Below are 21,472 nucleotides of genomic sequence, written 5' to 3' on the forward strand. Positions count from 1 at the left end.
CCGGGTGGGTTTAACCAGTTGGGGGGGGGGGCGGGTCCCCCGCCCCGGGCCCCCCCCCCCACCCCCCCCCCGCCCCCCCCTCCGCCGGGGGGGGGGGGCCCCCCCCCCCCCCCCCCGCCACGCCTCCTGCGCAGGAAGTCGGCCGAACCGACTTCCTGCGCAGACCCCAGACGGGCCAGGCTCATCCGTAGCGGGATTGCATAGTCATCCCGCAACTGGGGCCGAAATTGGCCGGGCCGCCGGAACCGGAGCCCATCAAGGCCCTCCATCCCGCCAAAATTGGCCGGGGCCGCCGGAACCAGAAAGCGATATCCACCGCCTTGCCATGAGCGGAGTGATAGCAGGCGCCGTCAGGATTGATCAATCCTCTTTTCGCTGCAGGGAATGCAAGCACGGAAACATGGGGCCGGCCTTCGAGATGATCTCGAAGGCCGGCCTACTGCGGAACGACTCGATCAGCGAGGACGAGTACCCCGAATCAGATGTGTCCCTGCGACGTGAAGGTCCGGTCGCTCTACAGCCGTCAGACGTCCCAGGAGGCCACGGTCGGCTCCGGCCACTCTGCAGCCATAGCCGCAAGGTCCGCCGGAAGCAGGGCAACCAGCAAGGCCCGACCGTTAGCAACGGCCTTCAACGCGGCTTCCTGGGCTTCGTCCTTGGTGTCGAACATGCCGTCCCCCACCGTTTCGTTGTGGGGCGGCTCGCCGACCTCCCCAACCCACTGCGACGCGCCCGGCCACACCCGGACGTGGGTGAGCCGGGACGGCTCCGGGAGCCCCGCGATACCTCGAGCTGCGGCTTCCTTGATCACATCTTCGATGGTCATGCTTGGGCTCTCCTCATCTCGGCCAGTGCGGCGTGCAGTCGTGCAGAGCGGACCACGCGTCAATCGCCGACTCACGTCCGGTCGCGGCCTTGAGCCGGGCGTTCGCCCGGCTCGCGACCTCGCCCTGGTCCACTCTCGCCCGAGGCGAAGCCTTCGTAGAGCGTCGTTGGTCATCTGAGGCCCGTCTCTGCGGTGCCGTCGGTGAGGGCCAGACAGCCTATTGAGCTGCCTTGCGTCTGCCTACAGGATCGCCCTGTCCCTACCCGGCCCGCAGGCGTTTGATGGTTTCTCAGTCGCCCGGGGTGACGGGCCAGGATTCCGGTGGTACTGCCTGACGAGCCCGGGTTCGGGCGCCAATGCGGATGGTCCAGGTGGTATGCGGCACGAAGGGCTCCTCCCGGGTTTCCGACATACAGTTGGAAACCGGGCGCGTTCGAGGCGGGTAGCATCTGGTCAACATCTCACCAGATGCCGGGAGTTGGCGTATGAGCACACTGGTGGTGGGGTCGCGGGCCAGTCACCTGGCGCGGGCCCAGGTCAGGGAGTTCCTGGCGCCGCTGCGGGAGCGCTTCCCCGACGTGGTCTTCCGGCAGCGGGTGATCACGGAAGCCGGTGACCAGGACCGCAGGTCCGCTCTCAGGGACGTGTCGGAGCGCGGCGGCGGCTCGGCGTTCTCCGTGAACCAGGTGGACGCACTGTTGTCCGGCGAGGTCGACGTGATCGTGCACTCGCTCAAGGACCTGCCGACCGCGAACCCGCCCGGCCTGATCCTCCTGCCCCCACCCACCCGCGCCGACGTGCACGACGCCCTGTGCGGCAGCACCCTCGCCGACCTCCCGCCCGGCGGCAGGATCGGCACGTCAGCGTCGCGCCGGATCGCCCAACTGCTGTACCTGCGCCCGGACCTGGTGCCGGTGGAGATCCGGGGTAACGTCCCGACCCGGCTCGGCAAGCTCACGACGCAGCGGTTGGACGCGGTGGTCCTGGCAGCTGCCGGGATCAAGCGGCTCGGCCGCGGCGAGGAGATCAGCGAGATCCTGCCGATCGGGCAGTTCCCACCATCGCCCGGCCAGGGCGCCCTGGGCATCCAGATCAGGGACGACAACGAGCTGGCCCGCCAGATCCTGGCCGGGTCCGGTGACCCGGTGACCGACGCCGAAGTGCGGGCCGAGCGGGCGATGCTGGCCGAGCTCCACGGCGGATGCTCGGTGCCGGTCGGCGCGTTCGGCAAGGCCGACAGCGACGTGCTGACCCTGCACGGGCAGGTCACCTCCGTGGACGGCAGGCGGCAGGTGGAGGCCCGGCTCTCCGGCCCGCTGTGCGAGCCGGAGAAGCTGGGCATGCAGGTGGCCGGCCTCCTGCTGGACCAGGGCGCGGAGGCCATCCTCGCGGAGGCCCGACCCGCCGCTTAGGCCCGCAGGCGGGCCAGGCCAAGGGCCGCGTAGGTGATGATCCGCTCGGCCCCGGCCCGCTTGAGCATGGTGAACACCTCCAGCAGCGGACGGAAGTCCCTGCGTCCGGCGGCCGGGTCGAACGGAGCGAGGTGCGTGTACTCGCCGGAGACGGAGAACGGCATCAGCGGCGCCTGGGTGCGGCGCTTGAGCCTGGCGAGGATGTCCACCGACAGCATCCCGGGCTCCAGCAGCAGCATGTCCGCCCCCTCGCCCAGGAAGGCGAGGCCGGTGTCGACGGCGCTCGCTGGGCTGCGAGGGCTGATCTGGAAGGGGCGACGGGCACCGGAGGCCGGCGTGGCCCGCATGGTGGTGCGGTAGCCCTCGTAGAGGGCAGAGTCCAGGATCAGGTGCGGCATGGTCGCCACGTCGCGGTGACCGGCCTCGTCCAGGGCCTGGCGCACGGTCCAGATCGTGCCCCTGGTCATGGCCGCCGGGCCGACGATGTCGGCGCCCGCCCCTGCCTGGATGACAGCTTGGGCTGCGGTCAGAACGGCAGTCGCGCCGAGGTCGATCCGCCCGTTCACGGTCAGGTGGCATTCGCCGGTGTCGGTGTGCCCGCACAGGCAGTTCTCCGTCATCACGGCCATGCCGGGCTCGGTGTCCTTGACGGCTCGGATGGCCCGCACCATCAGGGAGTCCAGCGCGACGGCGCCGGAAGCCTGCGGGTTCCGCTCCAGGCTGTTGGCGAACACCTTCACCGATCGGATGCCGACGGCGGCCAGGTCTCGTACGGCCTGTGGGATCTCGGCGACGGTGACGGTCGGCATCGGCCGGTCGGCCTCCTCGCCGTCCTCCCGGACAAGCAGGACCATGCTCAGGTCGGACGCGGTGAGCTCGGGGCCCTCCAGGAAACTGCGGACGGCCGGGCGGCCGTGGAGCCGGCCAGTGGTGGCGTGTGCGGCGGTGTGCTGGGTGGTGGTCATCTCGTCCTCTCGATCCGTGGTGCGCGGCGCCAGCCGGGAGTGCTGCACAGGAAGTCGGTGGGGTCGACTTCTGGTGCTTACGCGGTAGTGGCGGCGTGGGTGGCCGCACGGCTGCGGCAGTGGGTGAGGGCGGTTCTGATACGGGGGTCGGGGGCGGGTTCGGCGGTGAGGAGTTCGCCGGCGGTGACGAGGGTGGTCCAGTAGCGGGCGGGGTCGCCGGTGCTGGGCAGGGGGCGGGTGGCGGCGAGGGAGAGGTAGGCGGCGGTGAGGTTGCCGGTGGTGAACCAGCGGGCGAGGCCGTGCTGGTGGCCGGCGCGGATGCCGCCCATGGCGTCGATGGCGGCCAGGAAGTGCTCGACGACGGCGAGTTCGGTGGCGGTGAGGGGCTTGGGGATGTCGAAGACGCCGAGGGCTTCGAGGAGTTCGCCGGTGTCGGCCTCGGTGCCCGGGCGGGGGTTGGCGAGGAGGGCGTCGTAGCACTCGTTGAGGCGGATGGTGGCCTCGGCGTGGGGGATGGCGAGGGCGAGGCAGACGGCGCGCGCGGCGGGCAGGGGTTCGCCGGTGCGGCGGGCCAGGATCGCGTAGGTCTCGGCGGGGGTGTGGCCGCGGTCGAGGGTGTGCCGGGCGAGGGCGGGGAGCGGAGGCAGCATCGAAGGGCGCGCTCTCAGACGGTGAGAAGGGAAGGGGCGATCAGGGCCCAGACGAACTTGCCGATCCCGCCCGCCAGGGGGCAGCAACCCCAGCGCTCGGCCAGCTCGTTGACGAGGAACAGCCCACGCCCGTCCTCGTCGCACGGGGTGGCGGAAAGGACGGAGGGCCGCCCGGCCCCGGCGTCGTGCACCTCGATCCGCAAACGCCCGTTGGCGACGGCGAACCGGACCTCGATCAGGCAGTCGTCGGGCGCGCCGGAGTGCTGGACGGCATTCGCGAAGAGCTCCCCGAGGAGCAGCTCGCCGACGTCGCGGTAGCGGTCGCCGAAGGGCAGGCCCGCAAGATACGCACGGAGCAAGTACCGCGCCAGGGAGGTGGATTCGGCACGGGAGTCGAGGCGAGCGGCGAACGCACGGGGGCGACAGGAGGCGAGCATGGGTGTACCTCAGGGGCAGGCAGGGCCAAAGGTGCGCCACTGCTGGTGATTGACCGATGACGAACAGTCAACCTTCCTGCCCCATCGTCGGCTATGGTCGAGCCGAGTCGGGAAGTTGAAACCCTTGAAACCTGCCCGCAAGGGGGAACTGTCGTGCGATCCGACCGTGAACCGAACCGCAAGCTCGCTTCGCTGATGACCGAAGCCGCCTGGGGCAACGGCGAGTTGGCGCGAGCGGTCAACCGGACCGGCACAGAGATCGGACAACGGCTCACGTACGACGCCTCGGCCGTTTCACACTGGCTCGGCGGCACTTCACCGGCCGCGAAGGCCCTGCCGGTGGTCCTGGAGGCACTCGCACGGAGGCTCAAGCGGCCGATCACCGCCGTCGAGGCGGGATTTCGAAACATGCCTACCACCGTTGACGAGTCGACGGATACGGTGGCAGGGCTGATCGATCTGGGGAGCCTCGATATGGACCCATCCCGGCGCGGAGTTCTCACAGCCAGTCTGTACTCGGTGGCTCTCACCATCCCGGGCTGGCCTGACCTGGTGGGCCGCTTCGAGAAGTTGCGGACCACCCCACACCTGCGGATCGGCATGGCCGAGGTCCAGTCGGTCGCCGCCATGACCGAGCGGATCAGCGACCTGGACGACCAGTTCGGTGGCCGAATGGCCCGACCGATGGCCGCTTCGTTCCTGGTCAACACGATCGCCCCGTACCTCCAGGCGGATGCCACCGAGCACGTCCGCGAGGCGATGCTCTCGGCTGCGGCCGACCACTGCTACCTGACCGGCTACATGGCGATGGACGAGCGTCACGATGCCCTGGCTCAGCGCTACTACATGAAGGCCCTGGAGCTGGCCGGGCACGCGGGCGACCACCTCACGTACTGCACCACCCTGCGCGGCATGAGTGTTCAGGCCGTCGACCTCGGCCACGGCAGTACCGCCCTGCGACTCGCAGACGCCGCCTCGGCCGCCTCCCCGCAGGCCGGACCCCGCATGAGGGCCTTCCTCGCCGGCCAGCAGGCGCATGCCCTCGCCCAGACCGGCGACCGCGCCGGTGCACTCGCCATGCTCCGCGAAGCCGAGGTCGCCATGGAGCAGGCGGAGTCCAAGGCCAAGGCCCACGGCTCCTACGACCCCGCCTCGCTCTCGTACCACGTCGCCCAGGTCAACTACGAACTCGGGAACCGAGACGGAGCGATCCGCGCGCTCCAGCACTCCGAGAAGGTCCGGCCCGCCGTGTACCGCCGGGCCCGCGTACGCCACGGTTCGATGCTCGCCGAATGGCAGCTCGAAGCCGGCCGACTGGAGGAAGCAGTCCAGAACTGGAATCGCGCCCTGGACGACTACCCGGCCGTCCAGTCCGGCCGGGCAGACGACCGCTTCCGCTCGATGCTCGCCGCAACTCGACCGCACCGTCGCAACCCCCACGTGCGCGATCTCCTCGAACGCGCCCGCCCCATGGCGACCAGCCGCCGGATCTGACCAGCGGCACGGGCCACGGCCGGCGGATTTCACGACGCTTGGCACTCCGCGTAGTTGATATGCTACTTTCCGCATCATCAACAGAACAGAGAAGACCCCGGCGGTGGTGGAACACCCCGGGGTCCGGCACAGGAGCTAGCTCTCCCAATGCAGATTCATCGTAGCGCCCATGCGCGCTGTTTCACCGTACTTCCGAACGGCCTTCTCCAGGACCGTCGCCTCAGCTACACCGCCCGAGGCCTGCTCGCGGACCTGCTCTCCCGTCCCGACGGCTGGCGCGAGGACGGGCGGCGCATGGCCGACAGCAGCCCGCAGGGGCGGGGCGCCGTCCGCCGGGCGCTCAATGAGCTCAAGGAAGCCGGGTACTACCGGGCCGAGACGGTCCGGATGCCCGACGGCACGCTCCGCACCGACGTGCACGTGTACGACACTCCGCAGCGCCCGGCGTCACCGAGTGTCCGCTTCTCGGACCCCGGTGAGCCCGAGACCGGTCCGCCTGACAGCCCTGTAGTAAAGAACCCGGGAGAAGTACCCACCCTCCCCGCCCAGTTGACGCGAGCGGACGAGCAGACCCGCAGGGCGGTAGCCGCACTCTTCCGCGCCATCCGCCCCGAACCCCGGCTGCGCCTCGGCGAGGCCGAGGCGCAGCAGCTGGCACCGCTCGTCGTCCAGTGGCTGGAACGCGGCAGCACGGCGGCCGAGTTGGCCCACGCCCTGCTCCCCGGCCTGCCCTCGCCGCTGCACTCCCCGATGGCGATCCTGCGCGACCGGCTCCAACGCAAGCTGCCACCCCCGCGGACGGCATCCCCGCCCCCGTCCTACGCCGAGTGCGCCAAGTGCCACGATCCGGTGCCCCGCCCCGGCATCTGCCGCCCGTGCGCAGGACTAGGCACCACCAGAACCGTCGCGGTCGGCCACGGCGCCGCCACCACACCCAGCGGCGCCGCCCGGGCCCGCGCGGCGTTGCGCGGGCACCGGGGTGCCGCCGTAGTGGGCGGTCAGGCGGTCAGGTGCACTTGATGTCGCGGTTGGCCACGGCCATCCCGGCGACCTTGCCGCCGTCCACGGTGAACTCGTACTTCCAGCCCTGCTGGCCCTCGACCGGCAGCTCGTACTTGCCGCTCTTGGCCAGCTGGAGGCCCTTGCCGCCGTACGCCCGCTGGAGGTCGTCCACGGAGGAGCCGACGCCGATGCCCTCGGCGGTCTTCGCCTCGGCCGGGGCGACCAGTTCGCGCAGGCCGGTGGCGGCGAAGGAGGCCCGGCCGGTGGCCAGGAAGGCCTTGTCCCTGGTCTCGCGGGCCGTCCACATGTCCACGATGGACTGGGTGGCGTCCGCCATCAGTTGGGCGGTGGCGGCCGAGTCCTTGGCGGCGGCGGCCGAACCGGCGGCGGCCGCGGCGGCATCCTTCGCGGAGGCCCCGGGCGGCAGCGTGCCCGCCGGGGCGGGGGACTTGCCCCGGGCCGCGTCCGCCTTGGCGTTGAGGTCCTTGTAGCGGGCCTCGGTGGCCGCCTCGGCGTCCATCCGGGTCTTGTCCGGTGCCGGGCCGCCCTTGTAGACGAAGTCGGTGCAGCCGTCGAGCAGCGAGACGGGCGCCGTCTCCAGCGCGCCGGTGGCCAGTCCGGCGTCCTTCGCCATCGCCGGCTTGAGGCCGCGGTAGCCGGCCGCCGAGAAGGCCTCCGGCCCCTTGGAGGTCGGCGCCGCCGAGGCCGTGGCGGCGGAGTCGGCCTTCGCCGTGTCCTTCTTGTCGCCCTTGTCGTCGTTGCCGCAGGCCGCCGCTCCGGCGACCAGCAGCACCACCGAGACGCCCACGCCCACCGCGCGGATCCGTCCCCGGTTCTTCCCCATGTCGTGCCCCCCTGAGTCGTTCGTGGATCACCGTACCGAAGCTGCGCCCACGACCCACAATCGGTTTCCAGGGCATACGGAAGGGCATGCGGCAGAGCGCGGACGGGCCCGCGTCCGAGGACGCGGGCCCTTCCGGAACAGCCGTCCGTCAGCGCATCGAACCGGTGCGCAGCAGAGTGCGGATGACGCGCATCGCGACCGAGAGGCTGGACAGCTCGTAGTTGTCCGAACCCCTTATGTCGTCGAGGGTGGCCCTGGCGCGGTTCAGCAGGGTGGAGTTGAGCTCCGCCCAGGCGGTGTAGCGCTCCTCGGGGGTGGCGCCCTCGGGGCCGCAGGCCAGGATGTCGGCGGTCAGCGCCGCGTGCGCCGCGAAGAGGTCCTCGCGGATCGCGGCCCGGGCCATCGACGACCAGCGGTCGGTGCGGGGCAGGTCGATGATGCGGTCGAGCAGGTGCGAGATCTGCAGGCGGTCGCCCAGGTCGTAGTACAGCTCGGCGACCTCGGCGACGTCCTTGCCGGAGCGGTCCGCGACCTCGGTGATGTCCAGGGTCGGGAAGACCGAGGACAGCCCGGCGATCCGGGTGGCCAACGCGTCCGGCACGCCGGCGGCGGCGAGCTCGCCCTGGATCTTCTCGAACCAGGCCAGGTCCTCGCCACGGAGCGGCTTGGGCAGCGAGCCCCAGACCTGGTTGATCCGGTCGTGGAAGAACTCGATGGTGCCGGCGATGTCGAGCGGCTGGCGGCGGTTGTTGAGCATCCACCGGGTGGCGCGCTCGACCAGGCGCCGCGAGTGCAGCCGCATCTTGGTCTGGGTCCGGGCCGGGACCTTGTTGTCCAGGCCCTCGATCTCGGACCAGATCTCCTCCAGGCCGAAGACGGCCCGCGCGGCGGTGTGCGTCCGGGCGATCTCCTCGTAGGTCGCGCCGGTCTCCTCCTTCAGGCGGAAGGCGAAGGTGCAGCCACCGCGGTTGATCGTGTCGTTGACGATCAGCGTGGTGATGATCTCGCGGCGCAGCGCGTGGTTGTCGATCGCGTCGGCGAACCTCGCCCGCAGCGCGCTCGGGAAGTACTCGTGCAGCGCGGTGCGGAAGAACGGGTCGTCCGGCAGGTCGGTGGCGAGCAGCTCGTCGGCCAGGATGATCTTGGTGTAGGCGAGCAGCACCGACAGCTCGGGCTGGGAGAGCCCGCGGCCGCTCTGCTGGCGCTCGCGGATCTGGCGCTCGGTGGGCAGGAACTCCAGCCCGCGGTCGAGCCGGCCGGCCGCCTCGAAGCGGTTGATCATCCGGGCGTGGACGTTGACCATGCTGTGCGCCTGGGCGACGGCGTTGGCCAGCACGACGTTCTGCGCGTAGTTGTTGCGCAGCACCAGGTGGCCGACCTCGTCGGTCATCTCGGCGAGCAGGGCGTTGCGCTGCTTGACCGTCATGTCGCCCTCGGCGACGACCTGGTTGAGCAGGATCTTGATGTTGACCTCGTGGTCCGAGGTGTCCACACCGGCCGAGTTGTCGATGGCATCGGTGTTGATCCAGCCGCCGGTGCCCTCGGGGCCGCCGGTGGCCGCGTACTCGATGCGGCCGAGCTGGGTGCAGCCGAGGTTGCCGCCCTCGCCGATGACCCGGGCCCGGACCTGCTCGCCGTTGACCCGGATGGCGTCGTTGGCCTTGTCGCCGACCTCGGCGTTGGACTCGGTGGAGGCCTTGACGTAGGTGCCGATGCCGCCGTTCCAGAACAGGTCGACCGGCGCCTGGAGGATGGCCTTCATCAGCTCGGCCGGGGTGAGGCGGGTCTCCTGGATGCCCAGGGCGGCCCGGACCTGCGCGCTGACCTGGATCGACTTGGCGCTGCGCGGGAACACGCCGCCGCCGGCCGAGATCAGCGACTTGTCGTAGTCGTCCCAGGAGCTGCGCGGCAGGTCGAACAGGCGGCGGCGCTCGGCGTACGAGACGGCCGCGTCCGGGCTCGGGTCCAGGAAGATGTGGCGGTGGTCGAAGGCCGCCACCAGCCGGATGTGCTCGCTGAGCAGCATGCCGTTGCCGAAGACGTCACCGGACATGTCGCCGATGCCGACGACGGTGAAGTCCTCGGTCTGGGTGTCGTGGCCCAGCTCGCGGAAGTTGCGCTTGACCGACTCCCAGGCGCCGCGGGCGGTGATGCCCATGCCCTTGTGGTCGTAGCCGGCCGAGCCGCCGGAGGCGAAGGCGTCGCCCAGCCAGAAGCCGTACGACTCCGCGACGCCGTTGGCGATGTCGGAGAAGGTCGCGGTGCCCTTGTCGGCGGCGACGACCAGGTAGGTGTCGTCCTCGTCGTGGCGGACCACGTCGGCCGGGTGGACGACCTCGCCGGCCACCAGGTTGTCGGTGATGTCGAGCAGCGCCGAGATGAAGGTCTTGTACGAGGAGACGCCCTCGGCCAGCCAGGCGTCGCGGTCCACCGACGGGTCCGGCAGCTGCTTGGCGACGAAGCCGCCCTTGGCGCCGACCGGGACGATGACGGTGTTCTTGACCATCTGGGCCTTGACCAGGCCGAGGATCTCGGTGCGGAAGTCCTCGCGCCGGTCGGACCAGCGCAGACCGCCGCGGGCGACCTTGCCGAAGCGCAGGTGCACGCCCTCGACCTGCGGCGAGTACACCCAGATCTCGAACGCCGGGCGCGGGGCCGGGAGGTCCGGGATGGCCTGCGGGTCGAACTTCATCGACACGTAGGAGTGCCACTCGCCGGAGCCGTCGTGCTGGAAGAAGTTGGTCCGCAGGGTGGCCTTGATGAGGTGCAGGAAGGAGCGCAGGATGCGGTCCTCGTCCAGCGAGGCGACCTCGTCGAGCGCGCCGGACAGCTCCTCCAGGATGCCCTCGGTCAGCTCCAGGGCGCCGGAGCGGTGGCTGGGGCTGAGCCGGGCCTCGAACAGGTTGACCAGCAGGCGGGTGGTGTGGGTGTTGTTGCGGAGCGCGTCCTCCATGTAGTCCTGGGAGAACGTGGAGCCCGCCTGGCGCAGGTACTTGGCGTAGGCGCGCAGCACCATCGCCTGGCGCCAGTTCAGCCCGGCGGTGAGGACCAGCTCGTTGAAGCCGTCGTTCTCGGCCTTGCCGGTCCAGGTCGCCGCGAAGGTCTCCTGGAAGCGCTCGCGGGCCTCGTCGGTGAGCTCGGTGGCCTCGCGCAGCTTGAGGCCGAAGTCGTACACCCACGCGGTGGTGCCGTCGGAGCGGCGCAGCGCGTACGGGTGCTCGTCCAGGACCTCGACGCCCAGGCGCTGGAGCACCGGCAGGACCTCGGTGAGCGAGATCGGGCCGCCGACCCGGTAGATCTTGAAGCGGCGCTCGTCGTCGCCCGCGCCGACCGGCTGGTACAGGTTGAGGCGGAAGTCGCCCGCGCCGTGCAGCGACTCGATCTGCTTGATGTCCGAGACGGCGGTGCGCGGCGGGAAGTCGGCGCGGTAGCCGTCGGGGAAGGCGTTGGCGTACTTGTGGCCGAGCTCGGCGGCCTTCTCCTCGCCCAGCTCGATGTGCAGCTGGTCGTGGAAGCCGTCCATCCAGAACCGGGCGGCCTCGGCCAGGCGGTTCTCGATCCGCTCGATGTCGGAGTCGGTGAGCCGGGGCAGCTCGGTGCCGGGGGCGACCCGGACGACGAAGTGCAGGCGGGTCAGCACCGACTCGGTGGCGTACACCGTGTAGTCGATGGTGGCGCCGTTCAGCTCTTCCTTGAGGATGTCGGTGAGCAGCAGCCGGATGCGCGTGGTGTAGCGGTCGCGCGGCAGGTAGATGAAGGCGGAGAAGTAGCGCCCGTACTCGTCCTGGCGCAGGAAGAGCCGCAGCTTACGGCGTTCCTGCAGGTAGAGCACGCTGGTGGCGATGGAGAGCACTTCGGCGGCCGAGGTCTGGAAGATCTCGTCGCGCGGGAAGGTCTCCATGATCTGGAGCAGGTCGCGGCCGTCGTGGCTCTCGCTGGAGAAGCCGGACGCGTCCAGCACCTCCTGGACCTTGCGGCGCACGACCGGGATGCGGGTGACCGACTCGGTGTAGGCGGCGGAGGAGAACAGGCCGAGGAAGCGGCGCTCGCCGATGGGCTCGCCGGCGGCGTTGAACTTCTTCACGCCGACGTAGTCGAGGTAGGCCGGGCGGTGCACGGTGGAGCGGCTGTTGGCCTTGGTCAGGACGAGCAGCTTCTTCTCGTGGGCCTTGGCGCGGACCGGGGCGGAGAGCCGGCCGAAGGCCTCGGAGACCGAGTGGTGGCGGTCGTCGTGGCTGCGCGGGTCGGAGCGCAGGATGCCGAGGCCGGTCCCGGCGACGGCCTTGAGGACCTCCTCGCCCTCGTGCTCGACCAGGTCGTACTCGCGGTAGCCGAGGAAGGTGAAGTGGTCGTCGGCGAGCCAGCGCATCAGCTCCCAGGCCTCGCCGACCTCCTGCTCGGGCAGCTCGGCCGGGGGCTGCTCGGCCAGCTCGTCGGCCAGGCGCAGCGCGCTGTCGCGCATCTTGCCCCAGTCCTCGACGACCTCGCGGACGTCGCCGAGCACGCGGCGCAGGTTGGTCTCGATGGTGCGCAGGTCGTCGCGGTCGGTCTCGCGGTCGATCTCGACGTGCATCCACGACTCGACGGTCGCGTCGGCGGGCCACTCGGTGCCGGCGGCCTGGCTGCGGGAGCAGGCGTCGACGTCCAGGATCTCCAGCAGCTTGCCGGTGATGTCACGGCGGACGACCAGCTGGGGGTGGACGACGAGGTGGATCGCGCGGTCCTGGCGGGAGAGCTCGTTGGTGACGGAGTCGACCAGGAAGGGCATGTCGTCGGTGACGACCTCGACCACGGTGTGGCCGCAGGACCAGCCGTTCTCCTCGACCGAGGGGGTGTGGACCCGCACCTCGGCGGTGCCCTGGGGGCGCTTGAGCCCCAGGCGGTAGTGGGAGGCGGCCGCGCCGTACACGTCGACCGGGTCGAGGTCGACCAGGTCCTCGGGCGCGGTGTGGAGGTAGTAGTGGTGCAGGTACGCGGTCAGAGCGCCGTTGCTCAGACCCTCCCCCGGCGCCGCTCCCCCCACCTGGCTGTTCTCAGCGGCTGCGGCTGCCTTCTTGAGCAGTTCGGCCTTGGCTGCGTCCAGCTTGGTCTGCATGACTTCTTGGCTCCTGTCGCGCGCCGTTGCGTGACTCGGTGGTGTGTGGGTGTACACCGACGGGTCGCTCGCAATCCTGCCGCACCGTCCGACTGAAAGGGGCTCATGGCACGCATGAAACGTCCTCCCAGCGGGTAGGACGACACGTTCGTCCTGCAAGCCACCCGACGACGCCAGCCAGCCTAACCGGATCAATCGAAGGTGCACAGGGACAGGGAGGCGCAAACCCGCAGGATGTCGGGTCCGTCCTGGACACCATGTCCAAACCGGAGCGCCGTGTTCGCTTTCAGCCCATATGCGGGTAACCGTGCCGGGTGGGCGCGACGAAGGTCTCCTTGATCGCCCGGGCCGAGGTCCAGCGCAGCAGGTTCTGGGCGGCGCCCGCCTTGTCGTTGGTCCCGGAGGCCCGGGAGCCGCCGAAGGGCTGCTGGCCGACCACCGCGCCGGTGGGCTTGTCGTTGATGTAGAAGTTCCCGGCGGCGAAGCGCAGCTCCTCCACGGCCTGGGCGATGGCGTAGCGGTCCTGGGCGATCACCGCGCCGGTGAGGCCGTACGGGGCGCCCGCGTCGACCCGGCCGAGCACGTCGTCCCAGCGGGAGTCCTCGTAGACGTGGACCGCCAGGATCGGCCCGAAGTACTCGGTGCGGAAGATCTCGCCCCGGTGGTCCGAGGAGACCAGCACGGTCGGCCGGACGAACCAGCCGATCGCGTCGTCGTACTGGCCGCCGGCCACCAGCTCGACGGTCGGGTCGGCCTTCGCCCGCTCGATCGCGGTGCGGTTCTTCTCGAAGGCGCGCTTGTCGATCAGGGCGCCCATGAAGTTCGACAGGTCGGTGACGTCGCCCACCGTGAGGGCGTCCACCTCGGCCAGGAAGTCGTCCTTGATCCTTAGCCAGAGGCTGCGCGGCAGGTACGCGCGGGAGAGCGCCGAGCACTTCTGGCCCTGGTACTCGAAGGCGCCGCGGACCATCGCGGTCCGCAGGATGTCCGGGTCGGCCGAGCGGTGGGCCAGCAGGAAGTCCTTGCCGCCGGTCTCACCGACGATCCTCGGGTACGTGCGGTAGCCGCCGATGTTCGCGCCGATGCTCTGCCAGAGCGACTGGAAGGTGGCGGTCGAGCCGGTGAAGTGCAGCCCGGCGAAGGCCGGGTCGGCGAGCACCACCGGGGAGACCTGGAGGCCGTCGCCGGTGACCAGGTTGATCACCCCGGGCGGCAGGCCGGCCGCCTCCAGCAGCCGCATCAGGTGGTACGCGGCCAGGGTCTGGGTCGGCGCGGGCTTCCAGACCACGGTGTTGCCCATCAGCGCGGGGGCGGTGGGCAGGTTCCCGGCGATCGCGGTGAAGTTGAACGGGGTGACCGCGTAGACGAAACCTTCCAGCGGGCGGTGGTCGACCCGGTTCCACACCCCCGGGGACGAGACCGGCTGCTCCGCCAGGACCTGCCGGGCGAACCCGACGTTGAACCGCCAGAAGTCGATCAGCTCGCAGGCGGAGTCGATCTCGGCCTGCTGCACGGTCTTGGACTGGCCGAGCATGGTCGCCGCGTTGAGCGTGTCCCGCCACGGCCCGGCCAGCAGATCGGCGGCCCGCAGGAAGACCGCGGCCCGGTCGTCGAAGGAGAGCGAGCGCCACTGCCGCCCAGCCGCCAGCGCCGCGTCCACCGCCGCCCGGGCGTCCTCCCGGGTGGCGTTGCCGAGCACGCCCAGCTTGGCGGCGTGGTGGTGCGGCTGGACGACCTCGATCCGCTCGCCGCCGCCGAACCGCTGCTCACCGCCGATGGTCATCGGCAGCGGGATCTGCTCGGCCGCCAGCTCGTCCAGCCGCCGGACCAGCCGGTCCCGCTCCGGACTGCCGGGCGCGTACGTCCGCACCGGCTCGTTGACCGGGGTCGGCACCTCGGTGACTGCGTCGATGGGCATGGCGGCTCCGTCCTGGCGGCTGGGGTTCGACTCCAGCCTGACCAGGGCCGGGCGGTTCCGCCCGTCCAGACACGCCAACGGCGGACGTGGCGCCCACCACGTCCGCCGGCCCGGCGGCTCGGCCCGACTGCCGGCCCGGCGGCTCGACCGGCTCCCCTCAGCCCGCCAGTTGGCCCGCCAGCTCGACCGCCTCGGCCAGGCTGTCCACCACCGGCACGCCGACCGGCTCCAGCTTCTCCCGGGTGTGCGAGCCCCCGGTGTACAGCACCGCGTGGGCCCCCGCCTGCAGCGCCGCCAGGGCGTCGTCCGCGGCGTCGCCGATCAGCACCGTACGGGCCGGGTCGACCCGCTCGCCGAGCTCGGCCAGGTGCCTGGTCAGCTGCTGCGCCTTCTGGCCGCCGGAGGGGCCGCTGCGGCCGTCCACCCGCAGGAAGCTGCCGGTCAGGCCGAAGGCGTCGACCAGCGGGACGAGCTTCTCGTGCTCGTACATCGACAGCAGGGACTGGCTGTGCCCGGCCGCCCGCCAGGCCGCCAGCAGCTCGGGCACACCCTCGGTCAGGCCGCAGGCCGGGCTGAGCTCGACGTAGCGCTCGTGGAAGGCGTCGTCCAGTTTCAGCCACTCCTCCGTGGAGGGCATCCGACCGAGCAGCCGCTCGTAGAACCGGGGGATCGGGATCTCGTACTGCTCGCGGTACTGCTGCAGGGTCATCGGCTCGACGCCGATGGTCGCGAACGCGGCGTTGCTCGCGCCGAGGACGGCGTCCATGTCGTGGAAGAGCGTGCCGTTCCAGTCCCAAACGATGTGAGTGCGCACGGGGTCAAACGGTAACCCGATGTCGATGTCGAGCGGCACCAAAGAGTGCAGTAGTGCATGATTTATTGCAGTCCTTTCTGCAGTGCCGCACGAAACATTGCAGCAGGCCGTAGATCGTCACTGTGAGCAACACCGCCCGTCGGGGTCCGGCCGGTGCGGAGTCGGCTGGACAGGCTCACTTTGATCTCCTTGGCCTGTGGATAGTCTTCGCTGGCCGACCGCTCACCAGCCGCCATGCCGTGACTCTGCGAGAGCTCCGTGACTCCCGGGCTTCGCGGCCATTTGGAGCGCCCAGCACTGAATTGCGATGCTTGTGTGCCGTGAATCCTCCAGCGGATGCAGGACATCTGCCTCTACTTCGTGCCGCAATGCGGTCGGCCACCGAGATGCCACGCCGGTTACCTTCAGTGCCCCTCCCGATGGCCGGCGAGTCGCTTCTCAGCTGGCTGGACTACATGGCTCTGGACTGGGGGCTTCCTCGAGGGCGGGTCGCCGAATTGGTCGGCCTGCTGCACGAGGGAGGGAACCCGCGCGATCTGCTGCCCTCCGGTCTGCTGATGTTCGGAATCGGCGCCGATGCAGCCTCCCGGGTAGCAGCCGCAACTGGACTGACGGCAGCAGAGATTGATGGAATGACCCTGAGTCGCCACTTCGGAGTGTCGGTTGGGCTCGGCCCGGCTCCCCTGAACGTGGAGAAGTGGACGGCTCTCAACGACCCGGGCCGCGTCGCCGTGCGCTTCGACCGTGCGAGCATCACGGCATACTGCTCCGACGATGAGTGGGTGCATCCGGGCTCGGTGAACATCTGCCCACGCTGCCTGGTCGAGGACTGGGGACGATGGCCGTCCTCCTGGTATCTCCCATGGGTGTTTCTCTGCCCGAAACACCGCTGTTACCTCGTATCTCAATGCCCGGGATGCGGCTCCCAGTTCGAGCCGTTCCGCTTGGGGTTCGGCAAGGGCCTATGCGGTCAGTCGCTGAGAGTCGACGGCCAACCTCAACGCGGCCGAGGCTGTGACGTGGAAATTGACCATCTGCCAGTTCTCCTCGTTGAGGACGCAGAGCTACTCGCACTGCAGAGGCGGCTCTTGGCCCTCCTCACGCCGGACGAGGAGAGCCAGGCTGACGCTCACCAGATCTTCTGCGACCTTTGGGCAATGGCGTTCCTCGTGTTGTACACCGGGAGTCCCGGTGTCCTCACTGGCGCGGACCGCTCGGTACAGAAGGCGTTCCGCAAGCTGTGCTCTGCGTTCGACGAGCCTGGACGCCGCCGGCGGCAGAACACCGATGAAGCTCAGGGAATCCACGACCCGCTGCTTTTCGCGGCCTTGTTCCGGATCGCCGCGAAGGTCGTCTTTGCGGATGATCCTCATGGTGTCGCTCTTGCCCTGGGGTTGCTGCAACGCCGGGCGACAGCTGCACGTCAGGCCAGGTGGCCTTACCCGCGCTGGGCGGTGGCCCGGTCTGCAGCGGGCCCTCGGCTGAGTCGTGTCATGCAGGCCGTGGTGAACCCACGGGAGTTCGCTGCGGACCAGGTATCGCGCGCTGAGGTCGGCCTGGACACCGCACCCTGATGCGAGCCGACCCCCGGATGAGACGGTCCAGCATCGCGGTAGTGGGCCAACGGCAGATGGGGCCCGGCGGCACAACGTTGTGCCGCCGGGCCCCGTCGGGTCGTGATGGGTCAGGCGGTGTTCGGGTAGATGGTCCAACGCTGGTTGGCGTGACCAGCTGTGCAGTCCCAGATGTCCAGGGCCGTGCTGTTGGCGTCGTTCCAGCCGGGCAGTTCTATGCAGCGCTTGGCGGTGGGGTTGTAGATGGTGCCGTCTGCCTGCAGGGTCCAGACCTGGCCGGTGGCGCCGCTGCAGTCCGTGATGACGACCTGGGTGCCGTTGGCGGTGGCGTTGTCCTTGGTCGAGACGCAGCGTCCGCCGGTGCGCAGGGTGCCGTCGGCGGCGAAGGTGAACTTCTGGCTGGCCCCGTTCCAGCAGTCGTAGAACCTGAGGTTGGTGCCGTTGCTGGCGCCCCAGTTGTCGAAGCAGCGGTTCGGGTTCTGTACGGAGTTGATGTTGTAGCTGACCGGGGTCGGGGCGGGCAGTTTGCGCGGGGTGCCGAAGCGGGGCAGGCTGGCCTCGGGCGCGGTGCCCAGGTATTGGGTGAGAGCACCCGTCGTGTCGGTGACGATGAGGTCGGGGTTGCCGTCGCCGTTGACGTCGCCAGGGGAGTCCACGACGGGGTAGGCGGCGGAGCTGAAACCGCCGGGCAGCAGCGCGTTGGTGGTCGGGCTGGTCCACTGCTGGCTGCTGTTGTTGAGGCAGTCCCAGAGGATGAGGTGGTTGCCGGGATTGTTCTGGCCGCCGGGGACGGCGAGGCAGCGGCTGGACTGGGGGTTCTGCAGGGTGCCGGGGTAGGGGCCGTCGACCCACTTCTGGGCGGCGGTTCCGTTGCAGTCCCACAGCTGGATGTTGGTGCCGTCGGCGGTGTCGCCGTTCTTGACGTCCAGGCACTTGCCGAGAACGTGGAGGGTGCCGTCGCTGCCTCGGGTGAAGGACTGGCCGCTGATGCCGAGGCAGTCCCACAGCTGGGCAGGCGTGCCGTTGTCCGTGTACGCGCCGTTGATGTCAGCGCACATGTTCGCGCCGGCCGCGTTCTTAACGGCGGAGACCAGCGTCTTATGGGTGGGTACGTGCAGGGATTTCGTCGCCGGGATTCCGTTGTTGAGGGGCATCGCCAGGGTGGTGATCGCGCCGGTGGTGGTGTCACGTACCCAGAGCGTGGGGACGCCTGCGATCACGCCGGGGGACAGCAGGGTGAAGCCGCCCCAGTCCTCGTTGTCGCCGCCAAGGTCGACGCCGTCGCCGAGCGGGCAGCCCCCGACGGAGCTTCCTGGGTAGAAGCGCAGGTGGCCGCTTTCGATCGTGATGACGTTGGGTCGGCCAGCACTGTTCGGCGTGGCGCTGAGGGCCGTCATCTGGTCGACGTGGTCCCAGGTGCCGCTGAGGCCCTTGGGGCACGTGCCGCTGTTGCCGATCTGCATGACGCCCGAACGGTCGCTGAAGTGGCCCGGTGTGCCAGCGGGCACGCGGGTGGAGTCGTTGAAGTAGACGTAGAAGTGCTTGGTGCCCTTGTTGTAGGCGAACAGGTCATCGACGCTGTTCTGACTCACCGACCCGCGGTGGGCGATCAGGTAGTTGCTCCAGCTGTCCTGCTCGGGACTCTGGGCCCTGGTGGAAGCAGTGCCGGGCTGGGCGGTGAAGTCACTATTACCCGGCAGCAGGGTCAACGAGCCGTCGGCGGCAGGGACCAGATAGTCGGGGGTACCGTCGAAGTCGACGTCACCGGCGACGACCTTCGTGGCCTGGTTCCAGGGCGCGAAGAAGTCGTAGGTCGCGGCCTGGGGCTGGGTGTTGCCGGCGTTGTCGGTGGCGCGCACGTACAGGCGGTGGGTGCCCCACTGGTCGGGGTTGAGGTTGATGGGGATGTCCGCGTAGGCGTTGCCGTTGGCGTCGACGCCAGCGACGGGCTGGGCCTTGTATCCAGTCGGTGGGATGTTGTCGTCCAGGTTGTACTGGAACTCGCGCACGCCGCTGGCCAGGCAGGTGCCGCGGGTGCAGCCGCCGGGGACCGGGTCGGTGCTGGTGACTCGGATGGTGGTGCCCTGGTCGCCGGCGTGGCCGGTGGCCTTGATGCCGCTGCCGATCGGGGGGAAGGCGGTGGAGGGCGCTATGTTGGCGAGGGTAGGCGGGGTCAGGTCGACGTTGAAGTAGCAGTAGGCGGTGCCCGCGCTGCCCAGCAGGCCGTCGGTGGCCCACGCGTTCCAGCCGTACTGGTGCCCGTCGGCGGCCGCGAAGCCGATGTTGGCGTTGCCCCAGCCGGCTCCGTTGATGGTCTGGCTCGTCGGGAAGCCGCCTCCGCCGGGATTGCCGTTGGCGTCGGCGGTCATGTTGTCCCAGATGTGGAAGCCGACGTTGATGTTGGTGCCCGGCATCGGGGTGGAGGCGTAGGCGTGCAGGGTGATGTCGGAGGCGCCGTTGCCCAGCGGTACGGTTCGCCCGATCCAGCCCGGCTGACCGCTGCCGCAGGCGTAGCCGTTCGGGTTGATCGGCATCGGGCTGGTGTACATCGAGTCGGGGGTGTTCGGTGGCAGGTCGTACTTGGCGACGACGAACGGGTTGGGGTTGAACCGCATGAAGTGGTCGATGCCAATGGAGCGGGTCTCGTCGCCGAACAGGCCGACGGTCAGCGGCCGTCCCTCCTGGACCACCTGGCGCACCGCGCCGGTGACGTCGAAGTCGACGCCCTGGTAGCCGCAGGTGCCGTACGCGCTCTTGGGCCACTTGGTCTCGCCGTCCTGGCGCACGCCGGGCTGGTTGTTCCAGTTGGTTCCGCCGTCGAACCCCCAGGTCCATTTGAGGGTGACTGGGGCGGTGGCGTTGCAGTCCCAGGCGGCACCGTAGGTCTCGGAGAAGTAGGCCCTGGCGCTGTCGATGTACATCTGCGGGGTCAGGGCCCCGGTGCCGAACTCGTAGAACGAGCGCTCCATGCCGTAGCAGTTGGTCCGGTAGTGCTGGTAGCCGACGCCCTGGCCGTTGTCCTGGGCGACGTCGTACTGCGGGGTACCGGCGCAGCCTTCCATGACCTGCGCGAAGTGGTTGGCGTTCATGGTGGGGGCCGGCTGGAAGGTCGGGTCGATGAACAGCGGCCAGACGGTGCCGTTCCCGGCCATCAGGTCCGTGTCCGGGGTCAGGGTGATCTTGCCGTCGGTCGCACCGACAGGGATCGGCTTGACGTGTGCTCCGCGGCCCGGGCCGTCCGTGGACGATGCGTCCGGGCTGGACAGTGGGGAGCCCGAGGAGGGAGCGAGCGAGCCGGCGCGCGGCGCGGCAACAGTCGTTTTCTTGGCCGGAGCTGTGGTTGGTGCCCCCGACTCTGTTGCCGCCGAGTCCCACATGAGGGGAAAGGGGGCCCGAAACGCCGGTGTGCCGTCCTGGCCGGTTGCGGTCAGGTTGCCCTGGGGATCGGCGGAGACGGTGAGGCCCTTGGCAGTGGTACCGAAGCTGAGGGTTTTGAGCGCTGGGTTGGCGGCGGCGTTCGCGTCCTTGACGACCAGGACCTCACGGACGGCGCCCTGGTCGGACACGTCGACCCGCAGGTCCACTCCGGGCAGCACTCCTGGGTAGGTGGCGGTGCTGCCGGTCACGGCCGGGGCGGGCAGCGCGACCGGGAAGGTCAGCGCGAGGATGCGGCCGTGACTGTCCGTCATTGTTGCCAGCGGGCCCGTGCCGCCACCGGAAAGGGACACCAGCGACGGAGTGGCGCTCGGTGAGTAGGTCCCGTCCGGGCTGCGGTTGAGGCTTGCGTCGACCGGGGTCCACGTGCCGTCCTGCTTCTTCACACGCGCCGGCCGGAGGTGGGACGTGACGGTGAGCTTGCCGTCGGGTTCGGCGACGGTAAGCGATGTCTCGGTGGTCAGGGCGTCGATCGTGACCGCTTTGCCGGTTTTCTTCGCCGTCAACCGGGCTGCCTGAATGGCGGTGCCCGGGGTGATCTCGGCCGACTTCGGAGCGTCCGCAGCGGACTGGCCCGGAGGGGCCGCGAACGGCCGGTCGTCGGCCGCCGCGATTCCCGGCGTGGTCACGAGCAGGGCGAGCGCGCATAGGGCAGCGAGACGTCTCGTCAGCCTCCGAGGAGCTGACGACGGGGCGGGAAGGAGTTCCCCCATGGTGTGTCAATCACTTTCAGACAGGGCTGAATCCCCACGAACGGCTATGTGATGCGTCACGTTTGCCGCTGCGAGGTGTGGTCTTTGTCCTTTTCTGGTGCGGTATCTGACAGGACATTGCTTGACTGTACGCAATGCAGTCAGGTTGCGCGTAGCCGAACGCTATTGCGTCGATTAGCGCGCTGACAATACGGTGCCCGCCGTCCTTCATGGACTTGATCTGACTACGTATCGACACAGGTCAGCCCAATTCGGATAAAGGAACGCAAGGATACGCATGAAACTCAGCAGGA

Annotated in this window: 13 protein-coding genes; 4 read left to right on the forward strand and 9 right to left on the reverse strand. The window is 69.7% G+C overall.

Going from position 1 to position 21,472, the window contains the following annotated elements; translation table 11 throughout:
* Positions 1-523: 523 nt before the first annotated feature.
* Positions 524-826 carry a hypothetical protein gene (locus ACIQWA_RS25455; protein WP_402486149.1) on the reverse strand — a complete coding sequence of 101 codons (303 nt, stop codon included), beginning with the start codon at positions 824-826 and terminating at the stop codon, positions 524-526.
* A 485-nt stretch (positions 827-1,311) separates the two neighbouring features.
* Here ACIQWA_RS25455 and hemC point away from each other — a divergent pair, with 485 nt between their 5' ends.
* Positions 1,312-2,238: a hydroxymethylbilane synthase gene (hemC, locus tag ACIQWA_RS25460; protein WP_402486152.1), complete on the forward strand. Its 927-nt coding sequence runs from the start codon at positions 1,312-1,314 to the stop codon at positions 2,236-2,238.
* On the opposite strand, the gene ACIQWA_RS25465 is transcribed toward hemC, so the two are convergent.
* The 3 genes from ACIQWA_RS25465 to ACIQWA_RS25475 form a co-directional block, all read right to left on the reverse strand.
* On the reverse strand, positions 2,235-3,203 hold the full coding sequence (locus ACIQWA_RS25465) for a hypothetical protein (RefSeq protein ID WP_402486155.1): 969 nt from the start codon (positions 3,201-3,203) through the stop codon (positions 2,235-2,237). The genes hemC and ACIQWA_RS25465 overlap by 4 nt on opposite strands.
* A 77-nt stretch (positions 3,204-3,280) precedes the next feature.
* On the reverse strand, positions 3,281-3,853 hold the full coding sequence (locus ACIQWA_RS25470; RefSeq protein ID WP_402486158.1) for a hypothetical protein: 573 nt from the start codon (positions 3,851-3,853) through the stop codon (positions 3,281-3,283).
* Positions 3,854-3,867: 14 nt separating this feature from the next.
* A complete protein-coding gene (locus tag ACIQWA_RS25475) occupies positions 3,868-4,290 on the reverse strand; it encodes an ATP-binding protein (protein ID WP_402486161.1) in 423 nt (140 codons plus the stop codon).
* 195 nt (positions 4,291-4,485) lie between these two features.
* Here ACIQWA_RS25475 and ACIQWA_RS25480 point away from each other — a divergent pair, with 195 nt between their 5' ends.
* Positions 4,486-5,784, forward strand: coding sequence for a tetratricopeptide repeat protein (locus tag ACIQWA_RS25480; protein WP_402486249.1), 1,299 nt, complete (start codon positions 4,486-4,488; stop codon positions 5,782-5,784).
* Between the two features lie 147 nt (positions 5,785-5,931).
* Positions 5,932-6,804: a hypothetical protein gene (locus ACIQWA_RS25485; protein WP_402486164.1), complete on the forward strand. Its 873-nt coding sequence runs from the start codon at positions 5,932-5,934 to the stop codon at positions 6,802-6,804.
* Here the strand turns inward: ACIQWA_RS25485 and ACIQWA_RS25490 are convergent.
* The 4 genes from ACIQWA_RS25490 to ACIQWA_RS25505 all read right to left on the reverse strand — a co-directional run bounded on the left by ACIQWA_RS25490 (position 6,791) and on the right by ACIQWA_RS25505 (position 15,457).
* The gene (locus tag ACIQWA_RS25490) at positions 6,791-7,630 is read right to left on the reverse strand and encodes a hypothetical protein (protein ID WP_402486167.1); all 840 of its coding nucleotides are present in this window, start codon (positions 7,628-7,630) and stop codon (positions 6,791-6,793) included. The two genes, ACIQWA_RS25485 and ACIQWA_RS25490, sit on opposite strands and share 14 nt — an antisense overlap.
* Positions 7,631-7,778: 148 nt before the next feature.
* Positions 7,779-12,725 (reverse strand): NAD-glutamate dehydrogenase, encoded by a 4,947-nt coding sequence (locus ACIQWA_RS25495; RefSeq protein WP_402486170.1) that lies wholly within the window; start codon positions 12,723-12,725, stop codon positions 7,779-7,781.
* 286 nt (positions 12,726-13,011) lie between these two features.
* Positions 13,012-14,637 (reverse strand): L-glutamate gamma-semialdehyde dehydrogenase, encoded by a 1,626-nt coding sequence (gene pruA, locus ACIQWA_RS25500; protein WP_402486252.1) that lies wholly within the window; start codon positions 14,635-14,637, stop codon positions 13,012-13,014.
* 163 nt (positions 14,638-14,800) lie between these two features.
* Positions 14,801-15,457 (reverse strand): HAD family hydrolase, encoded by a 657-nt coding sequence (locus ACIQWA_RS25505; RefSeq protein WP_402486173.1) that lies wholly within the window; start codon positions 15,455-15,457, stop codon positions 14,801-14,803.
* Positions 15,458-15,876: 419 nt separating this feature from the next.
* On the opposite strand from ACIQWA_RS25505, the gene ACIQWA_RS25510 reads away from it, so the two are divergent.
* Positions 15,877-17,031, forward strand: a complete 1,155-nt coding sequence (locus tag ACIQWA_RS25510) for a TniQ family protein (protein WP_402486176.1) — start codon at positions 15,877-15,879, stop codon at positions 17,029-17,031.
* Positions 17,032-17,141: 110 nt separating this feature from the next.
* On the opposite strand, the gene ACIQWA_RS25515 is transcribed toward ACIQWA_RS25510, so the two are convergent.
* Complete coding sequence (locus ACIQWA_RS25515; RefSeq protein ID WP_402486179.1) at positions 17,142-20,720, reverse strand: ricin-type beta-trefoil lectin domain protein; 3,579 nt, start codon at positions 20,718-20,720, stop codon at positions 17,142-17,144.
* Positions 20,721-21,472: the final 752 nt, after the last annotated feature.

The organism is Kitasatospora sp. NPDC098652 (assembly GCF_044760155.1).
Classification (GTDB): domain Bacteria; phylum Actinomycetota; class Actinomycetes; order Streptomycetales; family Streptomycetaceae; genus Kitasatospora.